This is a genomic window from Bradyrhizobium altum (assembly GCF_020889705.1).
Taxonomy (GTDB): Bacteria; Pseudomonadota; Alphaproteobacteria; order Rhizobiales; family Xanthobacteraceae; genus Bradyrhizobium; species Bradyrhizobium altum.
In genome coordinates this window covers 176,046-202,135 of record NZ_JACMYP010000002.1, presented here as the reverse complement: position 1 = coordinate 202,135, position 26,090 = coordinate 176,046, and the positions used below count along the sequence as shown (strand labels likewise).

The following is a 26,090-nucleotide window of genomic DNA, read 5'->3' as shown; positions in this document are numbered from 1 at the left end:
CTGCATCCGGGCTACGGGTCCGAGACTACGCCGACTTGCGCACCGCGTTGTCGACCAGCGTCTTGCCGAGCGACCAGATCGCGCCGGGCACCTTGTGGCTGCCGGCGATCACGTCGTCGAACGACTTCTCGATCCAGCTGCAGTCCTCTTCGGTGATCACGAGCGGCGGCAGCAGCTTGATGGTGTGGAGGCCGTGGCCGGCGACCTGGGTCAGGATCTTGTGATCCTTGAACAGCGGCACCGTGATCAGCTGGCAGAACAGACCCTTGTTGGCGGTCTCCAGCAGATTCCACGACGCCTTGAGCCGCAGCGATTTCGGCGGACCGAACTCGACCCCGATCATCAGGCCCTTGCCGCGGACTTCCTTCATCAGTTCATAGCCCGGCACCATGCGCGTCAGTGCAAGGCGGAGCTCTGCGCCGCGCTTGGCGGCGTTCTCGACGAGCTTCTCGGCCTTGATGACATCGAGCGTGGCGATGCCGGCGGCCATCGCCAGATCGTTCTTGGCGAAGGTCGAGCCGTGCACGACGGCGCGATCCATCTGGTTGAAGATCTTGTCGAAGATGTTCTTGCGTGTCAGCAGCGCGCCGATCGGCACGTGGCCGCCGGAGAGCGCCTTCGCCAGCAGCACCATGTCGGGCTCGATGCCCCAATGCTCGATCGCGAGGAACTTGCCGGTGCGGCCGATGCCCGTCTGGATCTCGTCGGCGATGAACAGCGTGCCGTATTTGCGGCACAGCGCCAGTGCGCCGGGCAGGAACTCGTCGGTGGGCATGTTGACGCCCTTGCCCTGGATCGGCTCGACGATGAAAGCGCCCACCTGGCGCGACGACAGCGCCTTTTCGAGCGCCTCGAGATCGTTGTAGGGGATCGCGGTGCAGCCCGGCAGCAGCGGCTCGAAGCCGCTGCGGAAATTCGAATCATCGGTCAGCGACAGCGCGCCGTAGGACAGGCCGTGGAACGAATGCCCGCAGTAGACGATGCCGGGACGGCCGGTCGCGCCGCGCGCGAACTTGATCGCCGCTTCGACGGTTTCGGCACCGGAATTGGCGAAAAACACCTTGTCCAGATATGGGACATATTCCAGAAGCCGTTCCGCGAGCACGCCGGCGAGCGTCGAAACGTCGAGCTGCACCAGGTTCGGCAGATCGGCATCGAGCACGCTCTTCAGCGCCTTGCGCAGGTCCGGATGATTGCGACCAATCGCAAAAACGCCAAATCCGCTCAATAGATCGAGGTAACGAGCCCCCTGACGATCGAAGAGGTATTGGCCTTGCCCCTTCTGGAAGCCGACGTCATAGCCGATGGTCTTGAGGACGCGAACGAGCTGCTCGTTGAGGTGACGCGTGTGCATGGCACCGCGCTGCCCCTCGCGCTCCACAAAAATCTCGGAAACGTCTAAATTGGAACTTACCATTCGTTACATACGTCGGTTGATGGCCATCTCGTCAACTTAAAACGCTCGCTAGCGGCGTTTTGACCCCCGCTCGGATCGTCTAGTTAAGCACAGGTTTGGACCATGTTGCACTGCCCAAGAACTTTCGCGCGTACAATAGCCTTTTCAGGTTTATTTTTGGCCACCGTATTATCGCCGGCACTTGCAGCGGACCCGACCGGCGACTGGAAGGTCGCAGATGGTGTCGCCACCATCCGCGTCGCCCAGTGTAATGGCAACATGTGGGGTGCGGTGTCCTGGGAAAAAACCCCCGGCGGCAAGGATAAGAACAATCCTGATCCGGCGAAGCAAAGCAGGCCGACACTCGGCATGCCGATCCTGATCGACATGAAGAAGAAGGCCGGCGCCGACGCGTGGGAAGGCCAAGTCTACAACGCGAAGGACGGCCAGCTCTACAGCTCGACCATCAAGCCCGTCGGCACCGATCAGCTCGAGATCCAGGGCTGCGTGCTCGGCTTCCTCTGTGGCGGCGAGACCTGGACCCGCGTCGGTCCGCCGATCCCCGTCAGCGCCGCCGGCAACCCGCCTGCCGCGGGCAGCCCGGCGGCGAAGGGTGCCCTGCCCAAATCGGCAGCGCCGCAGAAGACCACCGGCGTCGTGGCGCCTGCCACCAAGCCGGGGCAAAAGCAGGCAACCACTGCCCCAGGCAACGCCAATGCGTCTGCTGACGTCGTGGGTGATATCTGCCTGCTGCCGGACATCGCGCGACCGACGCATTGACAAAGGCCAGCCGGCGGCGCCGCGCGCGCATGCCGGCTGGTTCGTGACGTTGACGCTTGCCTGAATTTAGGGCTCGGCGGCACCTTGCCGCCAAGCCCGATCGTCTGCGCGTCAGGTGACGTCGTTCGCGATATCCTCCTCCTTGAGGGCCTCGCGCGGCTTGCCCATCAGCGCCGGCTGGAACAGCAACACTGCCGCGAGCGTGGTGACGAGCGAGAGCGCGAGCAGCTTGCCCATGCTCGCGGTGCCGGGATGGCTGGACAGCCACAGGCTGCCGAACGCGGTCGCCGTGGTCAGCGCGCTGAAAAAGATCGCACGCGTCAGGCTCGACTGCAGCAGGTTCGTCCTGCCCTGCCGCCATGCCGTGACATAGTAGATCTTGAACGCGACGCCGACGCCGAGCAGCAGCGGCAGCGCGACGATGTTGGCGAAGTTGAGCGGCAGCCCGATCAGCACGCAAATCTCCAGCGTGACGATGCCGGCGACCAGGAGCGGCACCAGCGTCATCAGCACGTCGACGACGCGGCGCAGCGTCAGCCACAGCAACAGGCCGATCGTGACCAGCGCCAGAATGCCGGCGTGGATGAACGCATTCACGATGACGTCGCCCGACTTCAGGATCGAGACCGGCCCGCCGATCGCGGTCGGCTCGGCGGCGAGCACGGCGTCGGCAAAGCGGCGCAGATTGTCGTTGTCGTTGGGATCGCCCTTCGGCTCGACCTCGACACGCATCAGGCCGTCCTTGGTCTTCCAGCTCTCGACCAGTTCCGGCGGCAGGCTCTGCAGCGTGACGGTCTGGGCCTGCAGCGTGTTGCGGAGCTGATCGAACACGATCTTCATCGGCGCGACGAAGACGTCCTGTGCCTTGTCACGGATGGACTGGTTCGAATCGGCCAGCTTCTGCAGGGCGTCGGCGAGCCGGCGCGCGGCAACCGCGCCCGCCCCCTTGCCGTCGCCCGCGGTCCTGCGCAGGTTGTCGACCGAACTCTTCAGCGACTCAACATTCTCCTGATCCGACGGCGCCGGATCGACCGAGTCGGGGTTGAGCGCGGGTCCAAGTGTCTTGGCGGCCTGCGCGATCAGCTTCAGCTTGGCCGGCTGATCATCAGGCACGAAGCTGTCGAGCGACATCACGCGCGACACTTCGGGCAGCTTCTCGAGCTTGGCCTGGATCTTCTTGGCGTCGGCCTCCGAGCGCGTCATCACGTTGATGGCGTTGGCGCCGGTGTTCGGATCGTTTCTCAGGTCGAGGAAGGTCGCGATCGATTCCGCGTGCTTGTTGCGCAGATTGATCGGGTTGAAGTCGAACTTCATGTAGTGCAGCAGCGGCAGGCCCGCGACTGTGACCAGGATCGTGCCAACGATGATCGGGACGCGATGCTTTTCGAGGAAGTGATCGAGCGGCGCCAGGAAGGCGTAGCCGACCGGCTCCTTCTCTCCAGGCGGATTGAGCAGGTCGAGCAGCGCCGGCAGCACCGTGATGCTGGTGATGAAGGCCACCAGCATGCCGGCGCCGGCGATCTTGCCGAGTTCGGAGATGCCCTTGTAGTCGGTCGGCAGGAAGCACAGGAAGCCGGCAGCGGTCGCCATCGCCGCGAGCGACAGCGGCACCGCCGAGCGGCGCGCGGCGTTTTCCAGCGCCAGCGTCAGGTTGTCGTTCTTGTAACGCTCGGAGCGGTAGCGGACGCTGAACTGGATGCCGAAGTCAACGCCGAGACCAACGAACAGCACCGCGAAGGCGATCGAAAGCAGGTTCAGCGATCCGACCATCATCAGGCCGACCGCCGTGGTGAGGGCAAGACCGATAAACAGGTTCACGAACACCGCGAAGATGATCTTGCCGGAATGCAGCGCCAGCCAGAGGATGATCAGCACGATCACCACGGTGCCGATGCCGTTGCGGATCGCGCCGTCCTGCACGGTGGCGTATTCCTCGTTGGCGATCGGCACGGGTCCGGTCAGGCGGACGCGCGCGTGATACTCGGTCGGGAATTTCAGGTCGGCCGCTGCCTGCCGGATCGCATCGGTTGCGTCCTTGCCCGGCTCCAGCGCCGAATAGTCGATGATCGGCTTGATCTCGATGAAGGCACGCTTGTCCGAATCGGTCAGCGGCTTGTCGCTGGTGAGTTCACGCCAGGAGAAGGTCGCGTTGCCCTTGGCGAGGACGGTCTCGACGGTCTCGGAGATCAGGTTGAAGGGCGGAGCCGCATTGTCGAGCTTGACCTGGCCGCGCTTGACGCCGGCAAGGCCGGTCTCGAGCGCACCGGTCAGTCCGCGAATTGAAGGGTCGCCAGCCATGATCTCGATCAGCGGTGCGGCCGATTCGAGCTGGCCCGTGACCTTGCCGACCTCTTCGGTCGGTAGGAACAGCAAGCCGTTCTTCTCGAAGAATTCGCCGGAGCCGAGCGCGGTGATCGCCTCGAAGTTCTTCTTGTCGGCTTGCAGCTTCGCGGTGAGCGCCTTCGCGGCCGAGCTGGTCAGCTCGGGCGTCGCCGCCTCGACGACAGCCAGGATCAGCCGCTCGCGATCAAAGGCTTCCTCGAACTGGTTGTCGCGCTTGCGCCAATCCAGATCCGGCGAGATCAGCTTGTTGATGTCGGTGTTGATCGAGAAGTTGCGAGCCGTATAGAAGCCGGCGCCGATCGACAGCAGCACCGAGAGAATGACAACCGGAAGGGCAAAACGCGTACAGGTCCTAACAACGGAGACGACAATATTTGTCAGCACTTCGTTTCTTTCTAAGCTCGGGGAAGCATGGCCGAAAACGCCCGCTCTGTAGCGGAGTTCCCGGGACCGATCTAATGTTGTTTTGGTTATCTTCCCCGACGAGATGGCGAGGAGGTTCCAAACCACAGGAACGGCCACGAGTCGCCGGTATAGACCGCAGGAGTGGGCGATAAAGTGACGAACAAGTGAGGAGACGGACGGTCGCAGGACCCAAAATCCACACTATATTACCTCAAACCTTCCACCTGGTTGGCTACTCATCCGCTCGAAGCGCTACCTTTTTGCCACAAATCGCTGTATTTCCATGCCCTTGAGGGCGCGGATCACGTGCAGGACCTGAGATGGTGCGGACATTGCAACTGAAGTTGCGGCGTCCGACCGGGCGGAGTGCGTTGCCGAAATGGCCGCAGGGCATGGAATGAGATTGGTGCAATTTGCGTAACGGACGACCTATGGAAGTGTTTCTTGCCCAGCCGCGCGGCTTTTGCGCGGGCGTTGTGCGCGCGATCGAAATCGTCGAACGCGCGCTGCAGAAGTATGGCCCGCCGGTCTACGTCCGCCACGAGATCGTTCACAACAAATACGTGGTCGAAAGCCTGAAGAAGAAGGGCGCGATCTTCGTCGAGGACCTGTCGGAAGTGCCGGCCAAGGCGGTGACCGTCTTCAGTGCCCATGGCGTCGCCAGGAGCGTCGAGGAGGAGGCGGAGGCCCGCGACCTGCCCGTGCTCAATGCCACCTGCCCGCTCGTCACCAAGGTCCACAACCAGGGCAAGCGCTATATCTCGAGGGGCCGCGCCCTGATCCTGATCGGGCATGCCGGCCATCCCGAGGTCGAGGGAACCATGGGCCAGGTCCCGGGGCCGGTCCTGCTGGTCCAGAGCGTTCAGGATGTGGCGGAATTGCGGCTGCCGACCGACGCCCCGGTCGCCTATATCACCCAAACCACCCTGTCGGTGGACGACACCAGGGACATTATCGCGGCCCTTCAGGCAAAATTTACAGATATTCAAGGCCCGGACATCAGGGATATCTGCTATGCGACACAGAACCGCCAATCTGCGGTAAGGGACCTGAGTAAGCTGGTGGACGTCATTTTGGTGGTGGGGGCCGCCAATAGTTCCAACTCGAACAGGCTTCGTGAGATCGGCACCGAGGTTGGTGTCGCGAGTTATCTCATTGCCGATGGGAGCGAGCTCAACCCGGATTGGCTGAAGGATGCGAAGGCCGTCGGCATTACGGCGGGTGCATCGGCACCTGAAGTTTTGGTCGACGATGTCATCGAGGCCCTGCGGCGCATCGGACCGGTATCGGTCTCGGTCGTTCCGGGCCGAGAAGAGAATATCGAATTCCGGCTGCCGGCCGAACTGACTGCGGGCTGATCTGAACCCACTTCCCTTTGATAAGTGCAGAAAGAAAATCGTCTAATGGCTATACCGTTCTTCAAGGAAATGCGTATCGGCGGTTATCTGATCAAGCAGAAGCTGCTTGGCCGCAAACGCTATCCGCTCGTGCTGATGCTGGAACCCCTGTTCCGTTGCAACCTTGCCTGCGTTGGCTGCGGCAAGATCGATTATCCCGATGCGATCCTCAATCGCCGCATGACCGCGCAGGAATGCTGGGACGCGGCCGATGAATGCGGCGCACCGATGGTGGCGATCCCGGGCGGCGAGCCGCTGATCCACAAGGAGATCGGCGAGATCGTGCGCGGCCTCGTGGCGCGCAAGAAGTTCGTCTCGCTGTGCACCAATGCGCTGCTGCTCGAGAAGAAGCTCGATCTGTTCGAGCCGTCGCCCTATCTGTTCTTCTCGGTACATCTCGACGGCCTGAAGGACCATCACGACAAGGCGGTGTCGCAGAAGGGCGTGTTCGATCGCGCCGTCTCCGCGATCAAGGCGGCGAAGGCGCGCGGCTTCACGGTCAACGTCAACGCCACGATCTTCGACGGCCATCCGGCCGAGGAGATCGCCAAATTCCTCGACTTCACCACCGAGCTCGGCGTCGGCGTCTCGATGTCGCCGGGTTACGCCTATGAGCGTGCGCCCGACCAGGAGCACTTCCTCAACCGCACCAAGACCAAGAAGCTGTTCCGCGACGTCTTTGCGCTCGGCAAGGGCAAGAAGTGGAATTTCATGCATTCCGGCCTGTTCCTCGACTTCCTCGCCGGCAACCAGGAATACGAGTGCACGCCCTGGGGCATGCCGGCGCGCAACATCTTCGGCTGGCAGAAGCCCTGCTATCTGCTCGGTGAAGGCTACGCCAAGACCTTCAAGGAGCTGATGGACACCACCGATTGGGAGAGCTACGGCACCGGCAAGTACGAGAAGTGCGCCGACTGTATGGCCCATTGCGGTTACGAGCCGACCGCGGCGACTGCTGCGATCAACAATCCGCTGAAGGCGATGTGGGTCGCGCTGCGCGGCATCAAGACCACTGGCCCGATGGCGCCGGAGATCGACATGTCGAAGCAGCGTCCGGCGCAGTACATCTTCGCCGAGCAGGTCCAGAAGAAGCTCTCGGATATCCGCCGCGACGAGGCGGCGGCCGCCGCTGCCAAACAGCAACAGAAGGCTTCCAGCGCCGCCTGATGCTCCATGTGAGCGGACGCAAAATTGAAGGGCCTCGGTTCAGCGAACCGGGGCCCTTTTTTCGTGGATCAGGATGCCGCCTGCTCTTGCCGGGTTCGCAACAGCAGCTGCTCGATCTCTGCGGCGCGCGGAGCGCTGAGTGTGCCACGCTCGATCCCGAGCGGGACATTGCGCAGCGCCAGTTCGCGATACAACGCGCCCGAGGCAGGAAAGCGTTCGTCCAGGGCCCGCAGGTGCTTGACGATCGTTCCAACGTCGCCACGCGCCACGCAGCCACCCATGCCGTTGGCGAGGCCACCGTCGAGAACGGCCGCGACGGTGCCCCGCAGCAGCGGCATCATGGCGCGCAGCGCGTCGGCCTCGCTGGCGCCGAAGCTCTTCCAGAGCTCGACGCCTTCCTTGAGCAGCGAGATCAGGAACGGACCGACATAGTAGGCCGAGGCATGATAGAGCGCCCGCACGCCGGCCGGCAGCGCCAATGGCTCGCAGCCGATGCTGGTGGCGAGCCGTTCAAGGTCGTGCCGGAAGTCGCCTTCTGCCTCGATCCCGACGGTGCATCCGCGCAGCCCCTCAAGCGCGACGTCGGGATTTGCAAACATCTGCATTGGATGAAATCCGCCGGTTGCGGCGCCCGCGGAGCGCGCATGATCTAGCGCCGCCAGTTCGGTCGCGCCGCTGCAATGGACCACGCGGTGACGCGGCTCCCAGCGCAGACCGCGGCAGACCGGCAGGATCGCGTCGTCGCTTACCGTGAGGAAAACCATGTCGCAGAAATCCACGACCTGTTGCGCGTCGGTCATCGGCCGTGCCGACGGGATGCGGGATCCGAGACGCTGCGCGGCATCGAGACCGCGGTTGTAGAAGGCTGCGACGTTCAGACCCGCGCGGGCGAACGCCGGCGCGAGCGTCTGCGCCACGCGGCCGGCACCGATGAAGCCGATCCGCAACGCCGGCGACGCGCTCATTGCGCATAGCTCCCGTCGATGCGGTCAAGCCTGCGCCGCAGCGCCGGCCATTCCAGCAGCCCGTAGCCGGCTTGCAGATTTTGGGCCGCTTCATTCAGCACCGGATCGGTGTCGCGCTCATTGTCCAGCGTGATCTCGGTGCCGGCAAAGCAGGTCACCGTGTTGCCGATCGCCAGTTCGCTCGGCGCGTGCAGCGGCCGACCGCAGCCGAGCGCATCGACCTGGATCCGGCAAGCCTGCTCCAGCCAGTAGATCGCATTGAACGCCTGCGGAATCGTGTTGCCGCAGACCAGGAGGCCATGATTGCGCAACACCAGCGCGTTGTTGCGGCCGAGATCGGCGACGACCCGGTCGCATTCGTCGCGGTCGATCGCCGGTCCCTCGAAGTCGTGATAGCCGATCCGCCCGTGAAACCGCATCGCCGTCTGCGACAGCGGAAGCAGCCCTTCGGCAAGCGTGCTGACCGCGGTCCCTGCCCGGGTGTGGGTATGCAGAACGCATTTCACGTCGGGCCGTGCGCGATGGATCGGGGCATGCAGATAGAAGCCGGCCACGTTGACGTTGTAGCCGTGGTCGGGCTGCAGCAAGGTCCGGCCTTCGATGTCGATCTTGACGAGGCTCGACGCCGTGATCTCCTCATAGAGCATGCCGTACGGATTGATCAGATACCGATCGTCATGCCCCGGGACCTGCGCGCTGATGTGGTTGTAAATCAGGTCGGTCATTCCATAGAGCGCGACCAGGCGGTAGCACGCCGCGAGATCGACCCGCATCGCCCACTCCTCTTCTCCGACGATCGCCCTGACGTCGTTGACGGCACAAACTTCGGTCTGACGCATATGACTGGGACCCTTAGTGACGGATGACGGAGGCGCGTTCGACGACATTGCCAAGGCCTTCCGACGACGGAAGCGCGCCGAACACATGCATCCCGTCCGCGCCAAGCCTGGATTGCACGAAGAGATCGGCCGCGGTGGCATCGCCATGCTGCAACATCTCGGCCGCCTGCAACGCATGCGCCATGCGGGTGACCAGCGCCCGCGCATGCCCTTCGTCCGGATATCGTGCCAGCAGGCGATCCGCGAGGTCGTCCGTGCACCGGTCATAGACCGCATTGAGGCCCCTGCTCGCACGCAGTTCGTCGACGAACGCGTCCCGACAATTTGCATCCCGTTGCATGGCGCGCAGCACGTCCATGCACATCATGTTGGAGGTGCCTTCCCAGATCGAATTCAGCGGCGCCTCGCGGTAGAGCCGCGCCATCGCATTCTCCATGATGAAGCCGTTGCCGCCGTGCACCTGCAGGCACTCATAGGTGAAAGCCGGCGCACGCTGGCAATTCCAGAACTTCACCACGGGAGTGGCGACCCGCGCCAGCAGCCGCTCGTGGTCGCTCGTCTGCAGGCCGTCGGTCGCACGCGCGACGCGAAATGCGCCCAGCATCGCCGCCTCGCTCTCGAGTGCGAGGTCGGCGAGCACGTTGCGCTGCATCGGGAGCTCGGCCATCGGCTTGCCGAACGCGGTTCGCGTTTGTGCGTGGTTCAGTGCCAGGCTCAGCGCCTGCCGCATCAGTCCGGCGGAGCCGACCGCGAAATCCAGCCGCGTCAAATGAGCATGCGAAAGGATCTCCGCGATACCGCGGCCTTCCTCACCGACCAGGATCGACCACGTGTCGTGGTACTCGATCTCGCTCGACGCGTTCGAGCGGTTGCCGCACTTGTCCTTCAGGCGCTGAATGTGGATGCGGTTGGCGCTGCCGTCCGGCAACAGGCGCGGCACGAACAGGCAACTGACGCCGGATTGGATGCGCGCCAGCGTGTAGAATCCATCGGCGACCGGCACCGAGAAGAACCATTTGTGGCCGCTGATCGCATAGATCTCGCCATGCGCGCCGCGCTCGACGAAGCGCGCGGTGGTCTGGGTCTCACGCAGATCGGAGCCACCCTGCTTCTCGGTCATCGCATAGCCGATCACCGCCGCACGCTTGGCCTCGATCGGAAGCCGGCGCGGATCGTAATCCGCCGCCAGTGTTCGTTCCCGCCACAGACTGAATTGCGGCTTGCCGGAAAACCCGGCGATCGCGGCATACGCCATCCCGGTCGGACAACCGACACCGTTCTCGATCTGATTCCAGAGATAGCTCAGCGCCGCGCGCGCCAGATGGCCATGCGGCTCGCGCGTCGACCAGGCCAGGCTATGGACCTCGCTCTGGAACGCCAGCGCCATCAATTGATGCCACGCCGGATGAAATTCGACCCAATCATTGCGGTTGCCATACCGGTCGTGGGTCAAGAGCTTCGGCTCGTGCTCATTGGCAAGCCGCGCGGCCTCCTGCACAGCTTCGCTGCCGGCATGGGCTCCGAGCGCGGAAAGCCTGTCTTTCGCCCATGGCACCATCCTTGCGAGCAGACCGCTCAACGCGCGGTCGTCATCGAACGCGTTGAAGCCTGTGGCTGGCCGCGCCTGATTGCGGACTTCATGGGTCGCGAACGCGCTAGATTTTGCTTCCGCGACGGCAACTGGCTGGACACGCGCATTCATGCGGAAACTCTCGATACAGGAGTCAATTCAGGCGCGGGATGGCGAAACAGCATGCGCGCGGAAAGTCCCGCTATCGTCTGAGCGATCGCCTTTGCCGCGTCGGAGTCCGGGGCTGCTTCGGGCGCCAGCGGACCAACCAGCGCCTCCATGAAAGCGCCGGCCACGCAGGATGCCGCGACATTCGCATCGATATCGACGAACTCGCCGTTGGCGATGCCGCGCCGAACCAGCCTTGCGATCTGGTCGGCCAGGGCCGCCCGGTATTTCAGGCGCGCCGCGTCGATCTCGGGCTCACAGGGTTCGGCGATCAACGCATAGGCCAGACGGCGGCCGCGCATCGCCCGGACCGAGAAGGTGTAGATCGCGTCCACCAGACACTGGGACGCGGATCCCTCCGCCTCGACAATCGCGGCGACGACGGCCACCTCGCGCTCGGAAACCAGGGCGAGCACCTGCGCGTACAGGTCCGCCTTCGAGTCGAAGTAGCGATACACGCTGCCCGTGGCCACGCCGGCCCGTGAGGCGATCAGGGCGATCTGGGCGTCCTTCCACCCACTCAGCGCCACGGCGGCCCTCGCGGCATCCAGAATGCGGGCCTTGGTCTCGACCAGTTGGTTGAGGCGAACCGCTGCGATTGCCATAGTGAACCTTAATTCATGAATACAGGATCATAATTCATATTCGGTCGAATGCCGGTATCTGTCAAGCATCCACGGGGCGATCCGAGGTCGCAGGACGGCGCACACCGCCCGCGGACGCCGTGGCTGGGCTTCCAGGATCGTCGGAGACTTGCCGTGCCACGCGCAGGCAGGAACAGGCCTCGCGGGTCTCCCGCCCGCAAGCCGGCAAATGCACGCCCGGCAAATCGCCCGCTGAATGCCCGGCCCCCGATCGGCGTGGCATCGAACCAACCATCAGGCACCAAAGCAAAAGGCCCGATCGCGATGCGATCGGGCCTCTATTCTGAGCTTGATTGTTTTTGAGCCTGGTGCGGCGAGCAACGCCGTCCTGACCGGGACAGCTGGATCAGGCCGCCTTCGCCACCAGCACGTCTTCCACCGGCATCAGCACGTCGCTGCCGAGCAGGAAGCCGCGGCAGCTGCGCAGCGAGCGCAGCGCGCGATTGAAATCGATTCCGGTCGACACCAGCGCCCGCAGCGTCCGCGGATTGCGCACGATGCCGCGCAGCACCTTGCGTAGGTCGATGTCGCCGTTCGGCTTCACCGCGGATTTCGCAAGCTCGGGCAGCGCCCGGTGCGCGGGATCGCTGATCACGCGCAGCGCGGCGAACGGAACGCCCGCCTTGGCGGCATAGGCTGCCGCGATATGGCTTTCCATGTCGACTGCGGCTGCGCCCGTCATCGAGCGCAGGGCGGCCTTGCAGGCCTTCGCCGCGATCACCTGTTCGACGCCGGCAAGCCCCCCGCGGACGATCCGGCGGCGCTTCAGCGCGGCGCTGGCGATCATCTCTTCGTTCAGGGCGGATGCGGCCAGGAAACGGGTATCGCCGGACATCACCTCGGTCGCGACCACGACGTCGCCCGACTTCAGCGACGGATCGAGCCCGCCGGCCACGCCGAACGAAATCACGCCACGGAAGCTCGTCGGATCCAGCGTCGCCAGCAATTCACGCAGCTGCTGCGGATCGCTCGAGCTGCAGATCACGATCATGCCGGGACCGGCTGCGATGCGGGCCTCCTGCACCAATCCAGTCACAATCAATACCGGCCGAGGATCAATTCTACTGCCCACGGTCTCGGCGGCCCCCGCCTCAACAATCACATCCCGACCCCTACCACCCTGCTATTGGTGCTTCTCAAATTCCGATACCGCGCCAGCGCCCAGAGCGGAAAGAACTTCGAGTAGCCATGATATCGCAAGTAAAATACCCGCGGAAACCCCGTAGCTGTGTATCGCTGCTCGTCCCACAGCCCTTTTTCCGTCTGTGTTGCCTTTAGGTACTCCACCCCCCGCGCAACGGCGGGATTTTCGACCTCTCCGGCCGCCATCAATCCAAGCAAGGCCCATGCCGTTTGTGAGGAGGTCGACGGCGCAACTTCATAACCCTTGTAATCCAGCCGGTAACTGACGGCGTCCTCGCCCCAGCCACCGTCCTGATTCTGGACTGACGCCAGCCAATCGACCGCTTTCCGAATCATCGGGTCGTTGCGATCGATCCCTGCGACATTTAGCGCGGAGAGCACCGACCAGGTGCCGTAGACGTAATTCAGGCCCCAGCGGCCGTACCAGGAGCCCTCGGCCAGCTGGGTGCGGCGCAGATAGGCGATACCGTCGGCCATCGCCTTGCTGCTCTCCGCGGTCTCGCCGAGTTGGCCCAGCATCGAGATGCAGCGCGCCGTGACATCCTCGGTCGGCGGATCGAGCAAGGCGCCGTGATCGGAGAACGGGATGTTGTTGAGGTAATATTCGAGATTGTTGGCGTCGAACGCCGCCCAGCCGCCGTCGCGACTCTGCAGCCCCTCGATCCACTCGCGGCCACGCGCGATCGCCTCGTCGTACTCCCGGGTTCCGGTATGACGCCGCGCGCGATCCATCGCCATCACGACCACCGCGGTGTCGTCGAGATCGGGATAGTGGTCGTTGTTGTACTGGAACGCCCAGCCGCCGGGGCGGACATCCGGCGCCTTGACCGCCCAGTCGCCCTTCAGCTCCAGCACCTGGCGCGGCTTCAGCCAGTCGAGCCCCTGCTTGGCCTTGGCGAGCGTATCGTCGCTGCCCGCTTCCTGCAGCGCGTGACAGGTCAGCGCGGTGTCCCACACCGGCGAGACGCAGGGCTGGCAATAGGCCTCGTGCTCGCCGACCACCAGCAGCTTGTCGATGCCGCGGCGGGTGACGGCGCGCGGCGGGAAATTCTCGTCCTTGCCGAGCGCCTCATACATCATGACGATGTTGGCCATCGGCGGATAGATCGCGCCCATGCCGTCTTCGCCGTTCAACCGCTCTTCGGTGAAGGCGAGCGCGGCGTCGATCGCGCGCTGGCGCAGGCGCTTCGGAAACATCGGCTCGATCACGCGCAGCACGGCGTCGAGCGAGCGGAACAGATAGAACCAGCTCGCGCTCTGATGCGGCGCCTTCGGCGCCATGCGGACCGATTTCGGATCCTCCAGGAACAATTCGTCGATGCCGACGCCCTTCGGATTCTTGGCACGCGGCTTCAGCGCGGCGAGCACCATCAGCGGCACCATGGTGGTGCGCGCCCAGTAGGAGATCTTGTTGATGTGGAACGGCGACCACATCGGCAGCAGCATGATCTCGATCGGCAGCACCGGCGTCGCGCGCCAGGTCACGACGCCATAGAGCGCAAGCATGAAGCGCGTGAACACGTTGCTGCCCGAAGCCCCGCCGCGCGAACGGATCGCCTCGCGCGCCCGTACCATGTGCGGCGCGTCGACGGAGTCGCCGATCATCTTCAGCGCGAAGTACGACTTCACGCTGGCGCTCATGTCGAACGGGCCGTCATGCACCAGCGGCCAGCCGCCATGCGCGCCCTGGACGCGGCGCAGATAGTTGCCGAGCTTGGCCTCGAGCGCGGCGTCGACGGGCTCGGCCAGGTAGTGACGCAGCAGGATGTACTCGGCCGGAATGGTGCTGTCGGCCTCGAGCTCGAATATCCAGTGCCCGTCGGACTGGCGATAGCCGAGCAGCGCTTCGGTTGCCTTGGAGATGCTCTTCTCCAGCGCGACCGGATCGACTGCGACGCTGTGATCTCTCGAAAGCATTTCGCTCGATATCCTCTTCATTGCGGGCCGGCTGATCGAAAGCCGCGGCTCGCTCCAGAGCATGATCCGATTGCATCGGATCACGCTCTTGTCCGTTTGTTTGGTCGCGTTTTCTTCACGCGAACCGGTAACCACTTCGCTCGAAAACGCTCCAATCGGTCGAATCTAGCGCCTGACCAGAACCAGATCTGCGGCGCGATCACCCGACCGCACCGACCCCTCGATGGTTGCCGGCAACCCGGTAGCAGTCCAGTCGCCGGCAAGGAACAGGTTTTTTTGCGCCGTTCCGGGCCCCGGACGCAGGGCGTTCTGTTCCGGCGTCGCCTCAAATGTGGCGCGGCGCTCGCGCACGATCTGCCACGGCGGCAAGTCGCCGGAAACGCCGGATGCCTTGCAGATGTCCCGCCAGATCGCCTGCGCGAGCTCCTCGCGCGGCATATCGACCAGGCGGTCGCCGTTGCTGATCGTCACCGAAAGCCGCTGCGGGAACGCGAACAGCCACTCCACGAGGCCGCCGACCACGCCGAGAATGGGCGCGGCGTCGCGCGGTGGATCGACGCGGAAATGCGCGTTCACGATGGCACGGAATTTGGTCGGGGTTTTCAGGCCGGGCAGCAGGGTTGCCGCGGCGCGCGGCGGCACCGCGAGCACCACGGCATCGTCGGCCGCCAGCGTGATCTTGTCGCCACCGCCGAAGTCGAGCTCACTGATGCGATCACCCGATATGCCAAGCGTACGCAATTCGTGACTGAACTGGACGCTGTGGCCCCGCTCCTGCAGCAGCTTCACGGCCGGCTCGATCAGCACCGAGCTCAGGCCGTCGCGCGCGATCAGCGGACGGCAGGCCTGCCCGCCGGCGAGCAGCGTCTCGCGCACGATGGCGCCGGCAAGCCCGGCCGAGCCCTCCGGCGGATCGACGTTCAATGCGGCGAGCAGCAGCGGCTGCACCAGGCGGTCATACAGCGTGCCCTTGCAGGGAATCGTGTTGCCGACCAGCGCGTCGGTGCCGGCCCAGGCCAGCGGCGCCAATGCGAGATAATCGCGCAGGCCGGTGTCGGGAACGCGGCGCGCCTCGTCGAACACCCACAGAGGCAGGCGGGAATCGCCGAGGTCGAGCTGCCAGCGCTGGCCGGAGGCCAGATCGACGAACGGAAACTGCGCGCGCGCAGGTCCCACGAGGCCTGCCTCGGTGCCGATCGAACGCGCGTAGCTCAGCGCGTGGCGGTTGCCCGACAGCAGCAGATGGTTGCCGTTGTCGATGGTGAGATTGGTTGCAGCGTCGAAATAGGAGCGGCAGCGGCCGCCGGCCTGCTGCGTCGCCTCGTGGACGGCAACCTTGTAGCCGCCATTGGCGAGCCGCACGGCCGCGGAGAGGCCAGAAATACCGGCACCGATGATATGAACGGTCTTTTGCATCAGATGATCGCGTAACGAAGAAGAATGCCGATCTTGGCTGCCTTGGACACACGCACCGGCTCACGCGGAGCGGCGAAGCCGCGCGCGATCAGGAGATCGAGGATCGCGCGGTAGTATTTCGACATGATCCGCGGCGCGCGCACGGCGCGGCGCGAATTGCGCTTCATGATCTCGTCGGACTTCTGGAAGTGCATCTTGGCGCGCTCGGCAAGCGGCGCGCAGACTTTCGGCAGCGCGCGGTCGGCGGTGACGCGGGCCGGGTCGTTGTTGGTGATGCCGGCGTGCCAGAGCCATTCGCGCGGCAGATAGAGCCGGCCGAGACCGGCATCCTCGTCGATGTCGCGCAGGATGTTGGTGAGCTGCAGCGCGCGGCCCAGATGGTAGGCGAGCTGGATGCCGTCCTCCTCGGGCAGGCCGAACACGCGCACCGATAGCCGGCCGACCGCGCTCGCGACGCGATCGCAATACAGGTCGAGCGTCGCGAGATCAGGCGCGCGGATGTCCTGCGGCACGTCCATCTCCATGCCGTCGACGATCGCGACGAAATCCTCGCGCTTGAGGCCGAAGGCCTTCACCGACGCGACATAGTCCCTCAGCCGCTCCGGCGGATGCCCCGCATACAGCGCGTCGATATCGTCGCGCCACTGCTGCAAGGCGGCCAGGCGCTCCGGCCGCGGACCGTCGGAATCGGCGATGTCGTCGACCTGCCGGCAGAAGCTGTAGATCTGGAACATCGCCTCGCGCTGCGCGTGCGGCAGGATGCGCATCGCGGCATAGAACGAGCTGCCCGACGCGGTGCTTCCGTAATTTGCGTTGGCCGCCGCCTCAGCACTCATGCCCCTGCCGCCGTCTTGGAGACCGCACGCCGTCCGATCGCCCGCCGCGCGGTCTCGCCGGCGACGCCGCCAAGGCTCTGCAACAGCAATTCGACCGGGCTCAGATGCACGCGCTCGCTGAGCGGATCGCGCACCTTCAGTATGTTCACGATCTTGTCGGCGAACGCCTGGATCACCGAGATCTCGAGCCCGAGCCGGAAATCCTTCACTTCGGCGGCGAGCGACTTGCTCTGGTCGAGCAGCGCCGCGGTGCGCAGCGCGAGCGCCTGCAGGCATTTGAGCAGGGCCGGCTGCGACTTCGCCTCGCCGAGCATCTCGACGGTCGCACCCGTAGCGGCCAACGCATCGCGCGGCAGATAGACGCGGTTCAGGTTCCGGTAGTCCTTGCCGCAGTCCTGCAGATGGTTGTTGATCTGCAATCCGGCGCAAAGCGCGTCCGACGCCGCCCAGGTCGAAATATCCTCGCCATGCACGTCGAGCATGAAGCGTCCGACCGGCATCGCCGAGTAACGGCAGTAGTCGATCACGTCGTCCCAGTTTTCGTAGCGCAGCTTGGTGACGTCGAGGCGGAACGCCACCAGCACGTCGAGCGCATGCCGCGGCGGCATGCCGCGCTCGGCGAAGGCACGGCGCAGGCTGACCGCTTCCTTCTGGCTATCGCCATTGCCGAGCAGCTCGGCCTCCATGAGGTCGAGATACCGCAGCTTCTCCTCGGCCGGCAGCGTGGCGTGATCGGCGATATCGTCGGCGGTGCGGACGAAATTATAGAAAGCCAGGATCAAGGCACGATGCCGCGGATGAATGATCCACGACGCGACCGGAAAATTCTCGTCGCGGTGGGTCTTTCCGGATCGCAGGTCGCTCGCGGTGGTCATGGGAAATTTGGGCTACACTGGTCATGGCACGACGCAGGCGCGGACGGTCAGGCGCATGCGGGGGATTTGCGAGCCCCATATAGGGGAATACGCCACCAAAACCAATGCTATCTGTGACCGCCAGCATATGTGACCGCGGCCGGCATGGCTGCCAGCCGCGGCATTGATAGCGGTCCCTGAGACCTGAATTCGGTCTTATTGGCCGTGGGTCTTCAGCACCTGGTCGCAGGCGGCGCTGATCTTGCTGCGGTTCTGCTGCAGACAGGCGAGGATGGTGAAGTCGCCCTGATCGATCACGGAACGGCAGTGACGCTGCACGTCACGCGTGCAGGCCTTCTGCTCATCGGGCGTACCGCGCCCTTGCTGCTGGGCGAAGGCGCTGGACGAGAGCGGGATCGACAACACGGCAACAGCCAGGAGAAATTTACGCATCGTATTCCTTCATTTCCGACAGCAGAAAATCTGTTCCCGAAACGCGTTTCGGCATGGCCGGGACGGATTTTGGGGATTGCAGACGCCACGTAACGCGGCAACGGACCGACGACAAGCACTGCTAAATGCGGCTAAATTTGCGGCGCTGTAAACCCCCGCTTAAGCCATTGATTTAACATAGCGATTCATGCCATCACTTTGTCGCGTTTGGGTATTGCGGATCACACTCGCGCAAAGCTACATGCCATCATGAGGCCAATGGTTTCTGATTCTGTTCGATGACAACAGGGCTCGCGCGCGCCGCTTCTGTCGTTTGAACCTAACATTCTTGGGTGACACTAAACCTTCGATGCGGCGAGACGCTTTCTTGCGAAAGAGGCGTTGATTTTGATGGGAAAATTCACAATGAAACTGTTTGGTTCCAGCCTTTATGGTCAGGCCCTCAGAGCTGTGGGCGTCGGTGCCGCACTGATGCTGTCTGCCTCCGCAGTCCATGCCCAGGCCAACGGTCCATTTGCCGGTTTTGCCGGCTCGTGGACCGGAACGGGCACGGTGGCGTTGTCCAACGGCACGACCGAACGGATTCGTTGCAAGGCGGATTACAAGGTAGCGCCATCGGGCATGAACCTGAAGCAGTCGCTGCATTGCGCCAGCGACAGCTACAAGTTCGACCTCTCCAGCGACGTCACCAGCCAGGGCGACCGGATCTCCGGCAACTGGAGCGAGGCCAGCCGCAACATCTTCGGTAATTTGCAGGGCACCGCAGGCGGCGGGCGGATCGACGTGTTCGTCGAGGCCTCCGGCTTTGCCGCCAACCTGAACCTGCAGACCAACGGCTCCAAGCAGGTGGTGCAGATCGACTCCAAGGGCGAGATCCGCGGCGTCACGATCACGATGACGAAGACCTGACGCCTCCGGCCGATTTGGCAGGCAAACAAAAAAGCCCGGTTCCGAGCGCTTCGGAACCGGGCTTTTTGTTGCGAGTCTTTGTTGCCCGTCGATCAGGCCTTTTCGATCGGCGCCGGCTGCCCGCCCTTGCCGCGGAGCTTCTGCGACAGGTTGATCAGGAACATCGAGGTCGGCCGCAGGATAAAGAGGTCCGCGACCAGGGCTGCGACCATCGAGAACGCGCTGAGCCAGCCGAACAGGCGCAACGACGGCAGGTCGGAGAACACGGTGACGACGAGGCCGCAGGCCAACACCACCGTGGTCAGGATCAGCGCGGGCCCAACCAGTACGGTGGCACGCTCCACCGCAAGTTCCGGCGTGACGCCCGGCTTGGTCTCCAGCCGCAGGCGATTGAGGAAGTGGATGGTGGCGCTCAGCCCGAGGCCGAACGACACGGTCAACGCCACCACGCTGGCGAATTGCAGCCCTTCCCCGAGCAGCCACAGCACGGTGCCTGACAGCACCACGGGGAAGATGCCCGGCAGGATGCAGGAGAACATCACCACGACCGAGCGGAACGCGAGCCCGATGAAGATCGCGACCAGTAAGAATTCGACGGTCAGGCCACGGTTAAGTTTTTCGATCATGTTGGCGCTGTTGCGCGCGGCGATCACCGACAGGCCGGTGACCGCGATCTCGTAACCGGGATGCTCGACGCGGACCTTGTCCAGCGAGCTGTCCAGCTTGTTCACGACCGGAAGCAGCTGGCTCGAGTCGAGATCCGGGACCCGGCCCGATACCACGACCGCATCCTGATCCGCCGAGATGAAACGGCGCACCAGATGCTCGGGGATCACGCCGACATATTCCTTCAGCGTCGCGACGTCATTGCTGCCGGCCTTTTCAGCGAGCCATCGGCGCAGGGTTTCCAGCGACCAGACGTTGCCGACGCCCGCCGCGGTTTCGACCATCGCGTGGACTTCGGCGATCGTCTTCAAGGTCTCCGGCGAGTAGAGCGATTGGCCCTTGGGGAATTCGATCAGCACATCGACTGGATTGGCGCCGGTCAGCTTGGCGTCGAGCCGGCTCGACGCCGCCACCGCCTGCCGCTTGTCCGGAACCTGGTCGGCGAGCCGGTAGCGCGGCTCGAGATTGGCATAGATGATGCCGAGCCCGCCGACCACGATCACTGCGATCAGACTGAACAGCCCGGGCCGGCCCACCATGCGCACCGCGATCCAGTAGCAGAAATTGCGCAACGCCTGCACACCGGCGTCAGCGCCCTGGAATTTTACCGCGAAGACTTTTTCGTTGCGTACCAGAAGCACTCCGAACGCAGGCACCAGCGAGAGCACCGCAATTAGCGCGATGATCGTGGCCGCGAGCCCGGCTTCACCGAATTTGCGGATCAGGTCGGAATCCGAGAATTGCAGCGCGATGAACGAGATGCCGGCGGTGCCATGTGTAAGCACGCAAGCCGGGCCGACCACCATCACCGCGTTCCTGAACGCCGTGTACTTGTCCTGGCCGGCGATCAGGCGGTCTCGCGCCGCGAACGTCAGCTGCATCGAGTCGGAGAAGCTGATCACCATGATGAGCGGCGTCATCACGTTCAGGAACATGTTGAGATTGAAGCCGGCCCAGCCGAGGCCGCCTAGCGCGAGAAGGATCGCAATGATCGGCGGGAACGCGGCGATCACCATGAATGATATCTTGCGGAAGAAGATGATGGCGATAATGCAGCCAGCCAGAATGCCGAGGATATTGTAGGTCAGCCCGTCGCGCTTGACCGCGTTGCGGATTTCGAGCTGCATGACCGGAACGCCGGAGAGCTGGGCGTTGAGCCCGCTCCCGCTGAGATCATCGGCCATGATCTTTCTCATGTCCGCGACGACCTTGGTGAGCTTGTTGCTGCCGACAACCTCAGGCTCGAGCGACAACACGATCAGTGCTAGCGTTCCATCCTCGGACAACAGCTTGCCGCGAATGATCTCGTTGGATTTGACGGTCTCGACGAATTTGTCGTAGGCGGCGCCTTGCGGCAGCTCGGAGGGGAACAGCGCGGCCGGCAATTTGCCGGGCTCGGGCGCCTGGCGCGCCGAAAAAAGCGACACCAGGCCGCGCACGCCCTCGACCAGCTGCAGGTCGGTGACCGTGTCCCGGATCTTTTCGAGGTTCTCGCGCGCAAGGAGTGTCTTGCCCTCGATCACGACCAGCACGTCGAACTCGGTTGCCGGGAAGCGTTTGGTGACCGCTTCGTACTGTTTGTAGTCCTTGGAATTGGAACGGAACAACTGGCTGAGCGAGTCGTCGATCTTGATGCGCTCGATGCCGAAAACGGCCGCAACCATCAGCGCCAGCAGGATGACCACAGACAGGATCGGCGCCTTGATCGCGATCAGGCCGATACGCTCCAGCCCGAATGCGATGCTGGTCCCCGACCGCGGCTCTTCGACCTTCTCGACGTGGACCTGACTTTCGGAGTTCTTTTCGAGCATGCCCTGTCCAGTTCTGAAAACGGCTCAATCTATCTAGCTTGGGTCGAGGGGCGCGAATGAGGCGGGTGAGCGCGGCTTATCGGCGCTAGTCCTTGAAAACACGCGAATATTGACCGGCGCGTGTTTTACCTGTCTGCACCTTTGCTCGCAAGCGCGAGGGTAGAACCAAATGCGCGGGGAACCGCCGATCCCCGCTATTAAGTATCTGATTTGTCACACCCCGGTAGCGCATTCTGTGACGATCCACCGCCGCTTTCATCTTTCAACGCGACCCCGGTGATCTGGCGTGCCAGCCCCTCGCGCACAAGCCACGAGATCCTGAGTGCAGCTTCCGCATAGCTCAGCCCGGCACGGTGGATGTTGGAGATGCAGTTGCGGTCGGCATCGGTGAGGCCGATCCGCGGCGCGAAGGTGAGATAGGCGCCAAGGCTGTCGGGCGCGGACAGGCCGGGCCGCTCGCCGATCAGCATCACCAGCATGCGTGCACCGATGATGGCGCCGATCTCGTCACCGAGGGCGACGCGCGCGCCTGACGCGACGACCACTGCACCGGTGTCGATCCCGTCGGCTGCAAGCCGCGGCACGAGGTGCCGGATCAATTCAACGGCGTGCACATTGACCGCGGTCGGCGACAGGCCGTCGCCGATCACAATCGCGCAGGAGCATGCGGTGATGCCGCACCCTTCCAGCGACCGTCGCGATGCGGAGTCCAGCATGCGTCCGAGATCGGGCCGGCGCAGATAGTCGCGCCGGCCGGGCGCCTGGCTCGACACCTCGCGCGGCGTGATGCCAAGGCTGGCAAGACCGGCCGTAATGCCGCCGACATCGAAGGGTGCGTGAACGGCGTCGCGAGCGCGGGCGTGGTCGAGCGTGAACGAGAGCAGCGCATCGGTCGGCAGGCTGGCCCCGAACCGGCCGAGACCGACGCGCGCCGGCGTGAGGTCGCGCAGATCGGGAAGCGACGGGGACGATGGCGCCGGCGGTGTCGTCATGCTGTCATTCGGCGGGTACGGACGCCTCGCGCAGCCGGATCGAGTAGTTCGAGGCGTTCTGCCGGCCGCTGGAGGCTGCGCGCGCAAACGTGATCAGATGATGCGCAACCAGCGTCGCCGAGATCAATCCTTCAATGTCGCCGCGCTTGAGCCGGCCGAGCGCAAACTTCCAGAACACGCGCTTGTAGTCGCCGAGCACGCCGACCTTCCAGAAGATGTTGCGCAGCATGATCAGGCCGCGCCGGATGTTGGCCCAACTCTTCATCTCCGGGCTGACCGGCACCTTGATGCGGTTGGCGTAGGTGTAGTTGCATTGATGCAAATAGCGCTCGAACAGCTTCTCGGGCTGGTAGGCGATCTCCATGCATTTGCGCCAGGAACTGACCACGTCCTCGTAGGGCAGCAGGAACTCGACATTGGAGTCGCGGCCCTCGTCATGGACCAGCCTTCCTGCCTTTTCGAGCCGATCCCACAGCGGCGTCTTCGGCAGCGCCTGCAGCAGGTTGATGGTCAGAAGCGGAATCCGGGACTCCTCGACGAAGGAGAGCAGCGCGTCAGCGGTCTGGGGCTTGTCGGTATCGAGCCCCATGATGATGCCGGAGACGACCTCCATGCCGAAGGAGTTGATGGTGCGCACGCCCTCCAGGATCGGAACCATCATGTTCTGATCCTTGTGCATGGCCTTCAGCGCGTCGGGATCGGGCGTCTCGATGCCGACGAAGATCGTCACGAAGAAGGCCTCGCGCATCTTCTCCAGGATCTCGGGGCGCTTGGCGATGTTGAGCGTCGCCTCGCAGGCAAGGCGCGTGACATAGCCGGTCCGCTTCTGCCACTCGATCAGATGCGGCAGCAGCTCGCTCGCCGCCTTGCGGTTACCGATGAAGTTGTCGTCGACGAAATAGACAGTGTCGGTCGCGCCGCAGGCGCGCAGCTTGTCGAGTTCGGCGATGATCTGCTGCGGCGACTTCAGCCGCGGATTGCGGCCATAGAGCCCGGGGATGTCGCAGAACTCGCACTGATAGGGGCAGCCCGAGGAGAACTGGATGCTGCCGAGGAAGTACTTCTTGGTTTCGGCAAGCTCATAGGCCGGCAGCGGGAATTCCGTCATCGGCAGGCGGTCGATGGTCTTCAGCACCACCTGCTCGTCGGGGCGGCTGGTGTCCTGCTCCAGACGCTTGATCAGCTCATTGGTCGCATCGCCGAGCTCGCCGACATGAAGGTAGTCGAATGAGGGATAGTAGTCCGGACAGGCACTGACCGATGGGCCGCCGATCGCGACCACCAGGTCGCGGTCATGCGCGCGGTGGCAGATATCGTTCATCTGCTGGCGCTGGATGTGCATGCCGCTGACGAACACGGCTTCCGCCCACTCGAAATCCTCCGCTGTGGCCGGACGCAGATTCTCGTCGACGAAGCGGACCGGCCAGTTCTCGGGGAGGTATGCGGCGATCAGCAGCAGGCCCTGCGGCGGCATGAACGCCTTGACGCCGTCGGTCAGAGGATAGGAGTGCTCGAAGGTCCCAAAGGACGACGTATAGCGCGGAAAGACGCAGAGGATACGCCGTGCTGTCTTTATGCCCTCAGCTCTCATCAATCGACCCCGAAGCACCCGCAAATCTAACCATAGCGTGGAACGCTGGGCCAGAAATTCTTCAACATTGTGGCGCTTACCAACGTCACAACGGTGAGATAGTTGCTCTGCAGAATTTCGCTATCCCGTCAGGTCAACAGCTTGGCGGCGAGGTCGGGCAGCTGCCCCGCATCGGCAACGAGGCGGAAATCCTGCCCGGCAAGGCCGACGCGCGCCAGCCAATCGTCGAATTCGGGCGCCCGCTTCAGGCCGAACAGGTCGCGGATGTAGAGCGCATCGTGAAACGATGTCGACTGATAGTTCAGCATCACGTCATCGGCGCCCGGCACGCCCATGATGAAGTTCACGCCGGCCGCCGCAAGCAGCGTCAGGAGATTGTCCATGTCGTCCTGATCGGCCTCGGCGTGGTTGGTGTAGCAGACGTCGATCCCGAGCGGCAGGCCGAGCAGCTTGCCGCAGAAATGATCCTCGAGCCCGGCGCGGATGATTTCCTTGCCGTCATAAAGGTATTCCGGACCGATGAAGCCGACCACACTGTTGACGAGCAGCGGATCGAACGCCCGCGCCACTGCATAGGCCCGCGCCTCGCAGGTCTGCTGGTCGACCTGGTGATGGGCGTTGGCCGACAGTGCCGAGCCCTGCCCGGTCTCGAAATACATGACGTTGTCGCCGACCGTGCCGCGGCGGAGCGACAGCCCGGCTTCGCGTGCCTCCCGGAGCAACGAGAGGTCGACGCCGAAACTGCGGTTGGCCGCCTCGGTGCCTGCGATCGACTGGAACACGAGATCGACCGGCAGCCCCTGCCCGATCAGGCCGAGCGTGGTCGTGACATGGGTCAGCACGCAGCCCTGCGTCGGAATCCCGAGCCGGGTGATGGCGTCGTCCAGCAGCCGCAACAGGGTGCCGATGACGTTCGGATCGTCGCTCGCCGGATTGATGCCGATGCAGGCGTCGCCCGATCCGAGCAGCAGCCCGTCGAGGATCGAGGCGGTGATGCCCTTGGCATCGTCGAACGGATGGTTCGGCTGCAACCGCGTGCTCATTCGCCCGCGCAAGCCGATGGTGTTGCGGAAGCGGGTCGTCACCTCGCATTTCTTCGCGACCAGGATCAGATCCTGGTTGCGCATCAGCTTCGACACCGCCGCCACCATCTCCGGCGTGATGCCGCGCGAGATCCGGTTGATCGCGTCTCCAGTGGCGGCATCCGACAGCAGCCAGTCGCGGAAGCCGCCGACGGTGAGCGACGACACCGGCAGGAAGCCGGCAACGTCGTGGCTGTCGAGGATCAGGCGGGTGACTTCGTCGTCCTCATAGGGGATGACAGGCTCATCGAGGAATTGCTTGAGCGGAACGTTGGCAAGCGCGAGCCGCGCGGCGATCATCTCCGCGGCGCTGTCGGCCGCGATGCCGGCCAAACGGTCGCCGGACCGCGGCGGCGAAGCCTTGGCAAGCAGGATGCGCAGATCGTCGAATGCATAATTGGTGGCGTCGATGGTGTGACGATAGAGCATGGGGATTCGCGTCGAGGCTGGGGACGGCGTAACCTAGCACCTCTTTGCGAAAGTCGTGCCATCAGCTTCGCCCGGTGCGCCGGGGGATGTTGATGAATGATGATGATGGCGGTCCGTCATTCAACACGGCGGCAAGCCGCCGCCATCCGGTCGCCTCGGAGCATCTCATAAGACATTGGTATTATTTAGAGATTTTAACGGTTGCGGCGGCACAGAACGCACGCGTTAAGAAATTGTCCATGAAGATTTTGCATAAGCTTTAATTGGCCGAAGGTACTCCCCGGCCTCTTGGAGTGCCCGCAATGCCGTCCCCCGTC

General features: G+C 63.8%; 21 protein-coding genes. 5 read left to right on the top strand and 16 right to left on the bottom strand.

Translation table 11 applies throughout. The annotated features are described in order from the left end of the window. Positions 1-25: 25 nt before the first annotated feature. Entirely contained in the window at positions 26-1,417 is a 1,392-nt protein-coding gene (hpnO, locus tag H8B02_RS02005) for an aminobacteriohopanetriol synthase HpnO (protein WP_229164519.1), read from the bottom strand. Positions 1,418-1,519: 102 nt separating this feature from the next. Here hpnO and H8B02_RS02000 point away from each other — a divergent pair, with 102 nt between their 5' ends. Next, a complete protein-coding gene (locus tag H8B02_RS02000) occupies positions 1,520-2,176 on the top strand; it encodes a DUF2147 domain-containing protein (protein WP_212311109.1) in 657 nt (218 codons plus the stop codon). 111 nt (positions 2,177-2,287) lie between these two features. Here the strand turns inward: H8B02_RS02000 and hpnN are convergent, their stop codons facing one another. After that, complete coding sequence (gene hpnN, locus H8B02_RS01995) at positions 2,288-4,903, bottom strand: hopanoid transporter HpnN (RefSeq protein WP_229164517.1); 2,616 nt, start codon at positions 4,901-4,903, stop codon at positions 2,288-2,290. Positions 4,904-5,355: 452 nt separating this feature from the next. Here hpnN and ispH point away from each other — a divergent pair, with 452 nt between their 5' ends. Beyond that, on the top strand, positions 5,356-6,282 hold the full coding sequence (ispH, locus tag H8B02_RS01990) for a 4-hydroxy-3-methylbut-2-enyl diphosphate reductase (protein WP_092125121.1): 927 nt from the start codon (positions 5,356-5,358) through the stop codon (positions 6,280-6,282). Positions 6,283-6,327: 45 nt separating this feature from the next. After that, the gene (hpnH, locus tag H8B02_RS01985) at positions 6,328-7,488 is read left to right on the top strand and encodes an adenosyl-hopene transferase HpnH (protein ID WP_229164515.1); all 1,161 of its coding nucleotides are present in this window, start codon (positions 6,328-6,330) and stop codon (positions 7,486-7,488) included. Positions 7,489-7,556: 68 nt separating this feature from the next. Here hpnH and H8B02_RS01980 read toward each other — a convergent pair whose 3' ends face one another. The 10 genes from H8B02_RS01980 to H8B02_RS01935 all read right to left on the bottom strand — a co-directional run bounded on the left by H8B02_RS01980 (position 7,557) and on the right by H8B02_RS01935 (position 18,293). Then, the gene (locus H8B02_RS01980; protein ID WP_229164514.1) at positions 7,557-8,453 is read right to left on the bottom strand and encodes a Rossmann-like and DUF2520 domain-containing protein; all 897 of its coding nucleotides are present in this window, start codon (positions 8,451-8,453) and stop codon (positions 7,557-7,559) included. Continuing rightward, positions 8,450-9,292 carry a class II aldolase/adducin family protein gene (locus tag H8B02_RS01975; RefSeq protein ID WP_229164512.1) on the bottom strand — a complete coding sequence of 281 codons (843 nt, stop codon included), beginning with the start codon at positions 9,290-9,292 and terminating at the stop codon, positions 8,450-8,452. The genes H8B02_RS01980 and H8B02_RS01975 overlap by 4 nt, the downstream gene beginning before the upstream one ends. Positions 9,293-9,305: 13 nt before the next feature. Beyond that, positions 9,306-10,994: an acyl-CoA dehydrogenase family protein gene (locus tag H8B02_RS01970; RefSeq protein ID WP_229164510.1), complete on the bottom strand. Its 1,689-nt coding sequence runs from the start codon at positions 10,992-10,994 to the stop codon at positions 9,306-9,308. After that, positions 10,991-11,635: a TetR/AcrR family transcriptional regulator gene (locus tag H8B02_RS01965; protein ID WP_229164508.1), complete on the bottom strand. Its 645-nt coding sequence runs from the start codon at positions 11,633-11,635 to the stop codon at positions 10,991-10,993. Before H8B02_RS01965 ends, H8B02_RS01970 begins: the two co-directional genes overlap by 4 nt. A gap of 385 nt (positions 11,636-12,020) precedes the next feature. Next, complete coding sequence (locus H8B02_RS01960) at positions 12,021-12,776, bottom strand: phosphorylase (protein ID WP_376711585.1); 756 nt, start codon at positions 12,774-12,776, stop codon at positions 12,021-12,023. Beyond that, positions 12,773-14,734: a squalene--hopene cyclase gene (gene shc / locus H8B02_RS01955; protein WP_229164506.1), complete on the bottom strand. Its 1,962-nt coding sequence runs from the start codon at positions 14,732-14,734 to the stop codon at positions 12,773-12,775. The genes H8B02_RS01960 and shc overlap by 4 nt, the downstream gene beginning before the upstream one ends. Positions 14,735-14,899: 165 nt before the next feature. After that, the gene (hpnE, locus tag H8B02_RS01950) at positions 14,900-16,150 is read right to left on the bottom strand and encodes a hydroxysqualene dehydroxylase HpnE (RefSeq protein ID WP_229164505.1); all 1,251 of its coding nucleotides are present in this window, start codon (positions 16,148-16,150) and stop codon (positions 14,900-14,902) included. Further along, a complete protein-coding gene (gene hpnD, locus H8B02_RS01945) occupies positions 16,150-16,986 on the bottom strand; it encodes a presqualene diphosphate synthase HpnD (RefSeq protein ID WP_229164504.1) in 837 nt (278 codons plus the stop codon). Before hpnD ends, hpnE begins: the two co-directional genes overlap by 1 nt. Then, a complete protein-coding gene (hpnC, locus tag H8B02_RS01940) occupies positions 16,983-17,861 on the bottom strand; it encodes a squalene synthase HpnC (protein ID WP_229164498.1) in 879 nt (292 codons plus the stop codon). Before hpnC ends, hpnD begins: the two co-directional genes overlap by 4 nt. 195 nt (positions 17,862-18,056) lie before the next feature. Next, positions 18,057-18,293, bottom strand: coding sequence for a hypothetical protein (locus tag H8B02_RS01935; protein ID WP_097670565.1), 237 nt, complete (start codon positions 18,291-18,293; stop codon positions 18,057-18,059). 405 nt (positions 18,294-18,698) lie between these two features. Here H8B02_RS01935 and H8B02_RS01930 point away from each other — a divergent pair, with 405 nt between their 5' ends. Further along, the gene (locus H8B02_RS01930) at positions 18,699-19,202 is read left to right on the top strand and encodes a hypothetical protein (protein WP_207836402.1); all 504 of its coding nucleotides are present in this window, start codon (positions 18,699-18,701) and stop codon (positions 19,200-19,202) included. Positions 19,203-19,294: 92 nt separating this feature from the next. Here H8B02_RS01930 and H8B02_RS01925 read toward each other — a convergent pair whose 3' ends face one another. From H8B02_RS01925 to H8B02_RS01910, 4 genes are all read right to left on the bottom strand, one after another. Beyond that, complete coding sequence (locus tag H8B02_RS01925) at positions 19,295-21,679, bottom strand: efflux RND transporter permease subunit (protein ID WP_229164496.1); 2,385 nt, start codon at positions 21,677-21,679, stop codon at positions 19,295-19,297. A 197-nt stretch (positions 21,680-21,876) separates the two neighbouring features. Continuing rightward, positions 21,877-22,671, bottom strand: coding sequence for an ethanolamine ammonia-lyase subunit EutC (gene eutC / locus H8B02_RS01920; RefSeq protein WP_229164494.1), 795 nt, complete (start codon positions 22,669-22,671; stop codon positions 21,877-21,879). Positions 22,672-22,675: 4 nt separating this feature from the next. Continuing rightward, positions 22,676-24,262: a B12-binding domain-containing radical SAM protein gene (locus H8B02_RS01915; RefSeq protein WP_229164492.1), complete on the bottom strand. Its 1,587-nt coding sequence runs from the start codon at positions 24,260-24,262 to the stop codon at positions 22,676-22,678. A gap of 128 nt (positions 24,263-24,390) precedes the next feature. Continuing rightward, the gene (locus tag H8B02_RS01910) at positions 24,391-25,773 is read right to left on the bottom strand and encodes an ethanolamine ammonia-lyase subunit EutB (protein WP_229164491.1); all 1,383 of its coding nucleotides are present in this window, start codon (positions 25,771-25,773) and stop codon (positions 24,391-24,393) included. Positions 25,774-25,865: 92 nt separating this feature from the next. On the opposite strand from H8B02_RS01910, the gene H8B02_RS01905 reads away from it, so the two are divergent. After that, positions 25,866-26,036, top strand: a complete 171-nt coding sequence (locus tag H8B02_RS01905; protein ID WP_229164490.1) for a hypothetical protein — start codon at positions 25,866-25,868, stop codon at positions 26,034-26,036. The last annotated feature ends 54 nt before the right edge of the window (positions 26,037-26,090 follow it).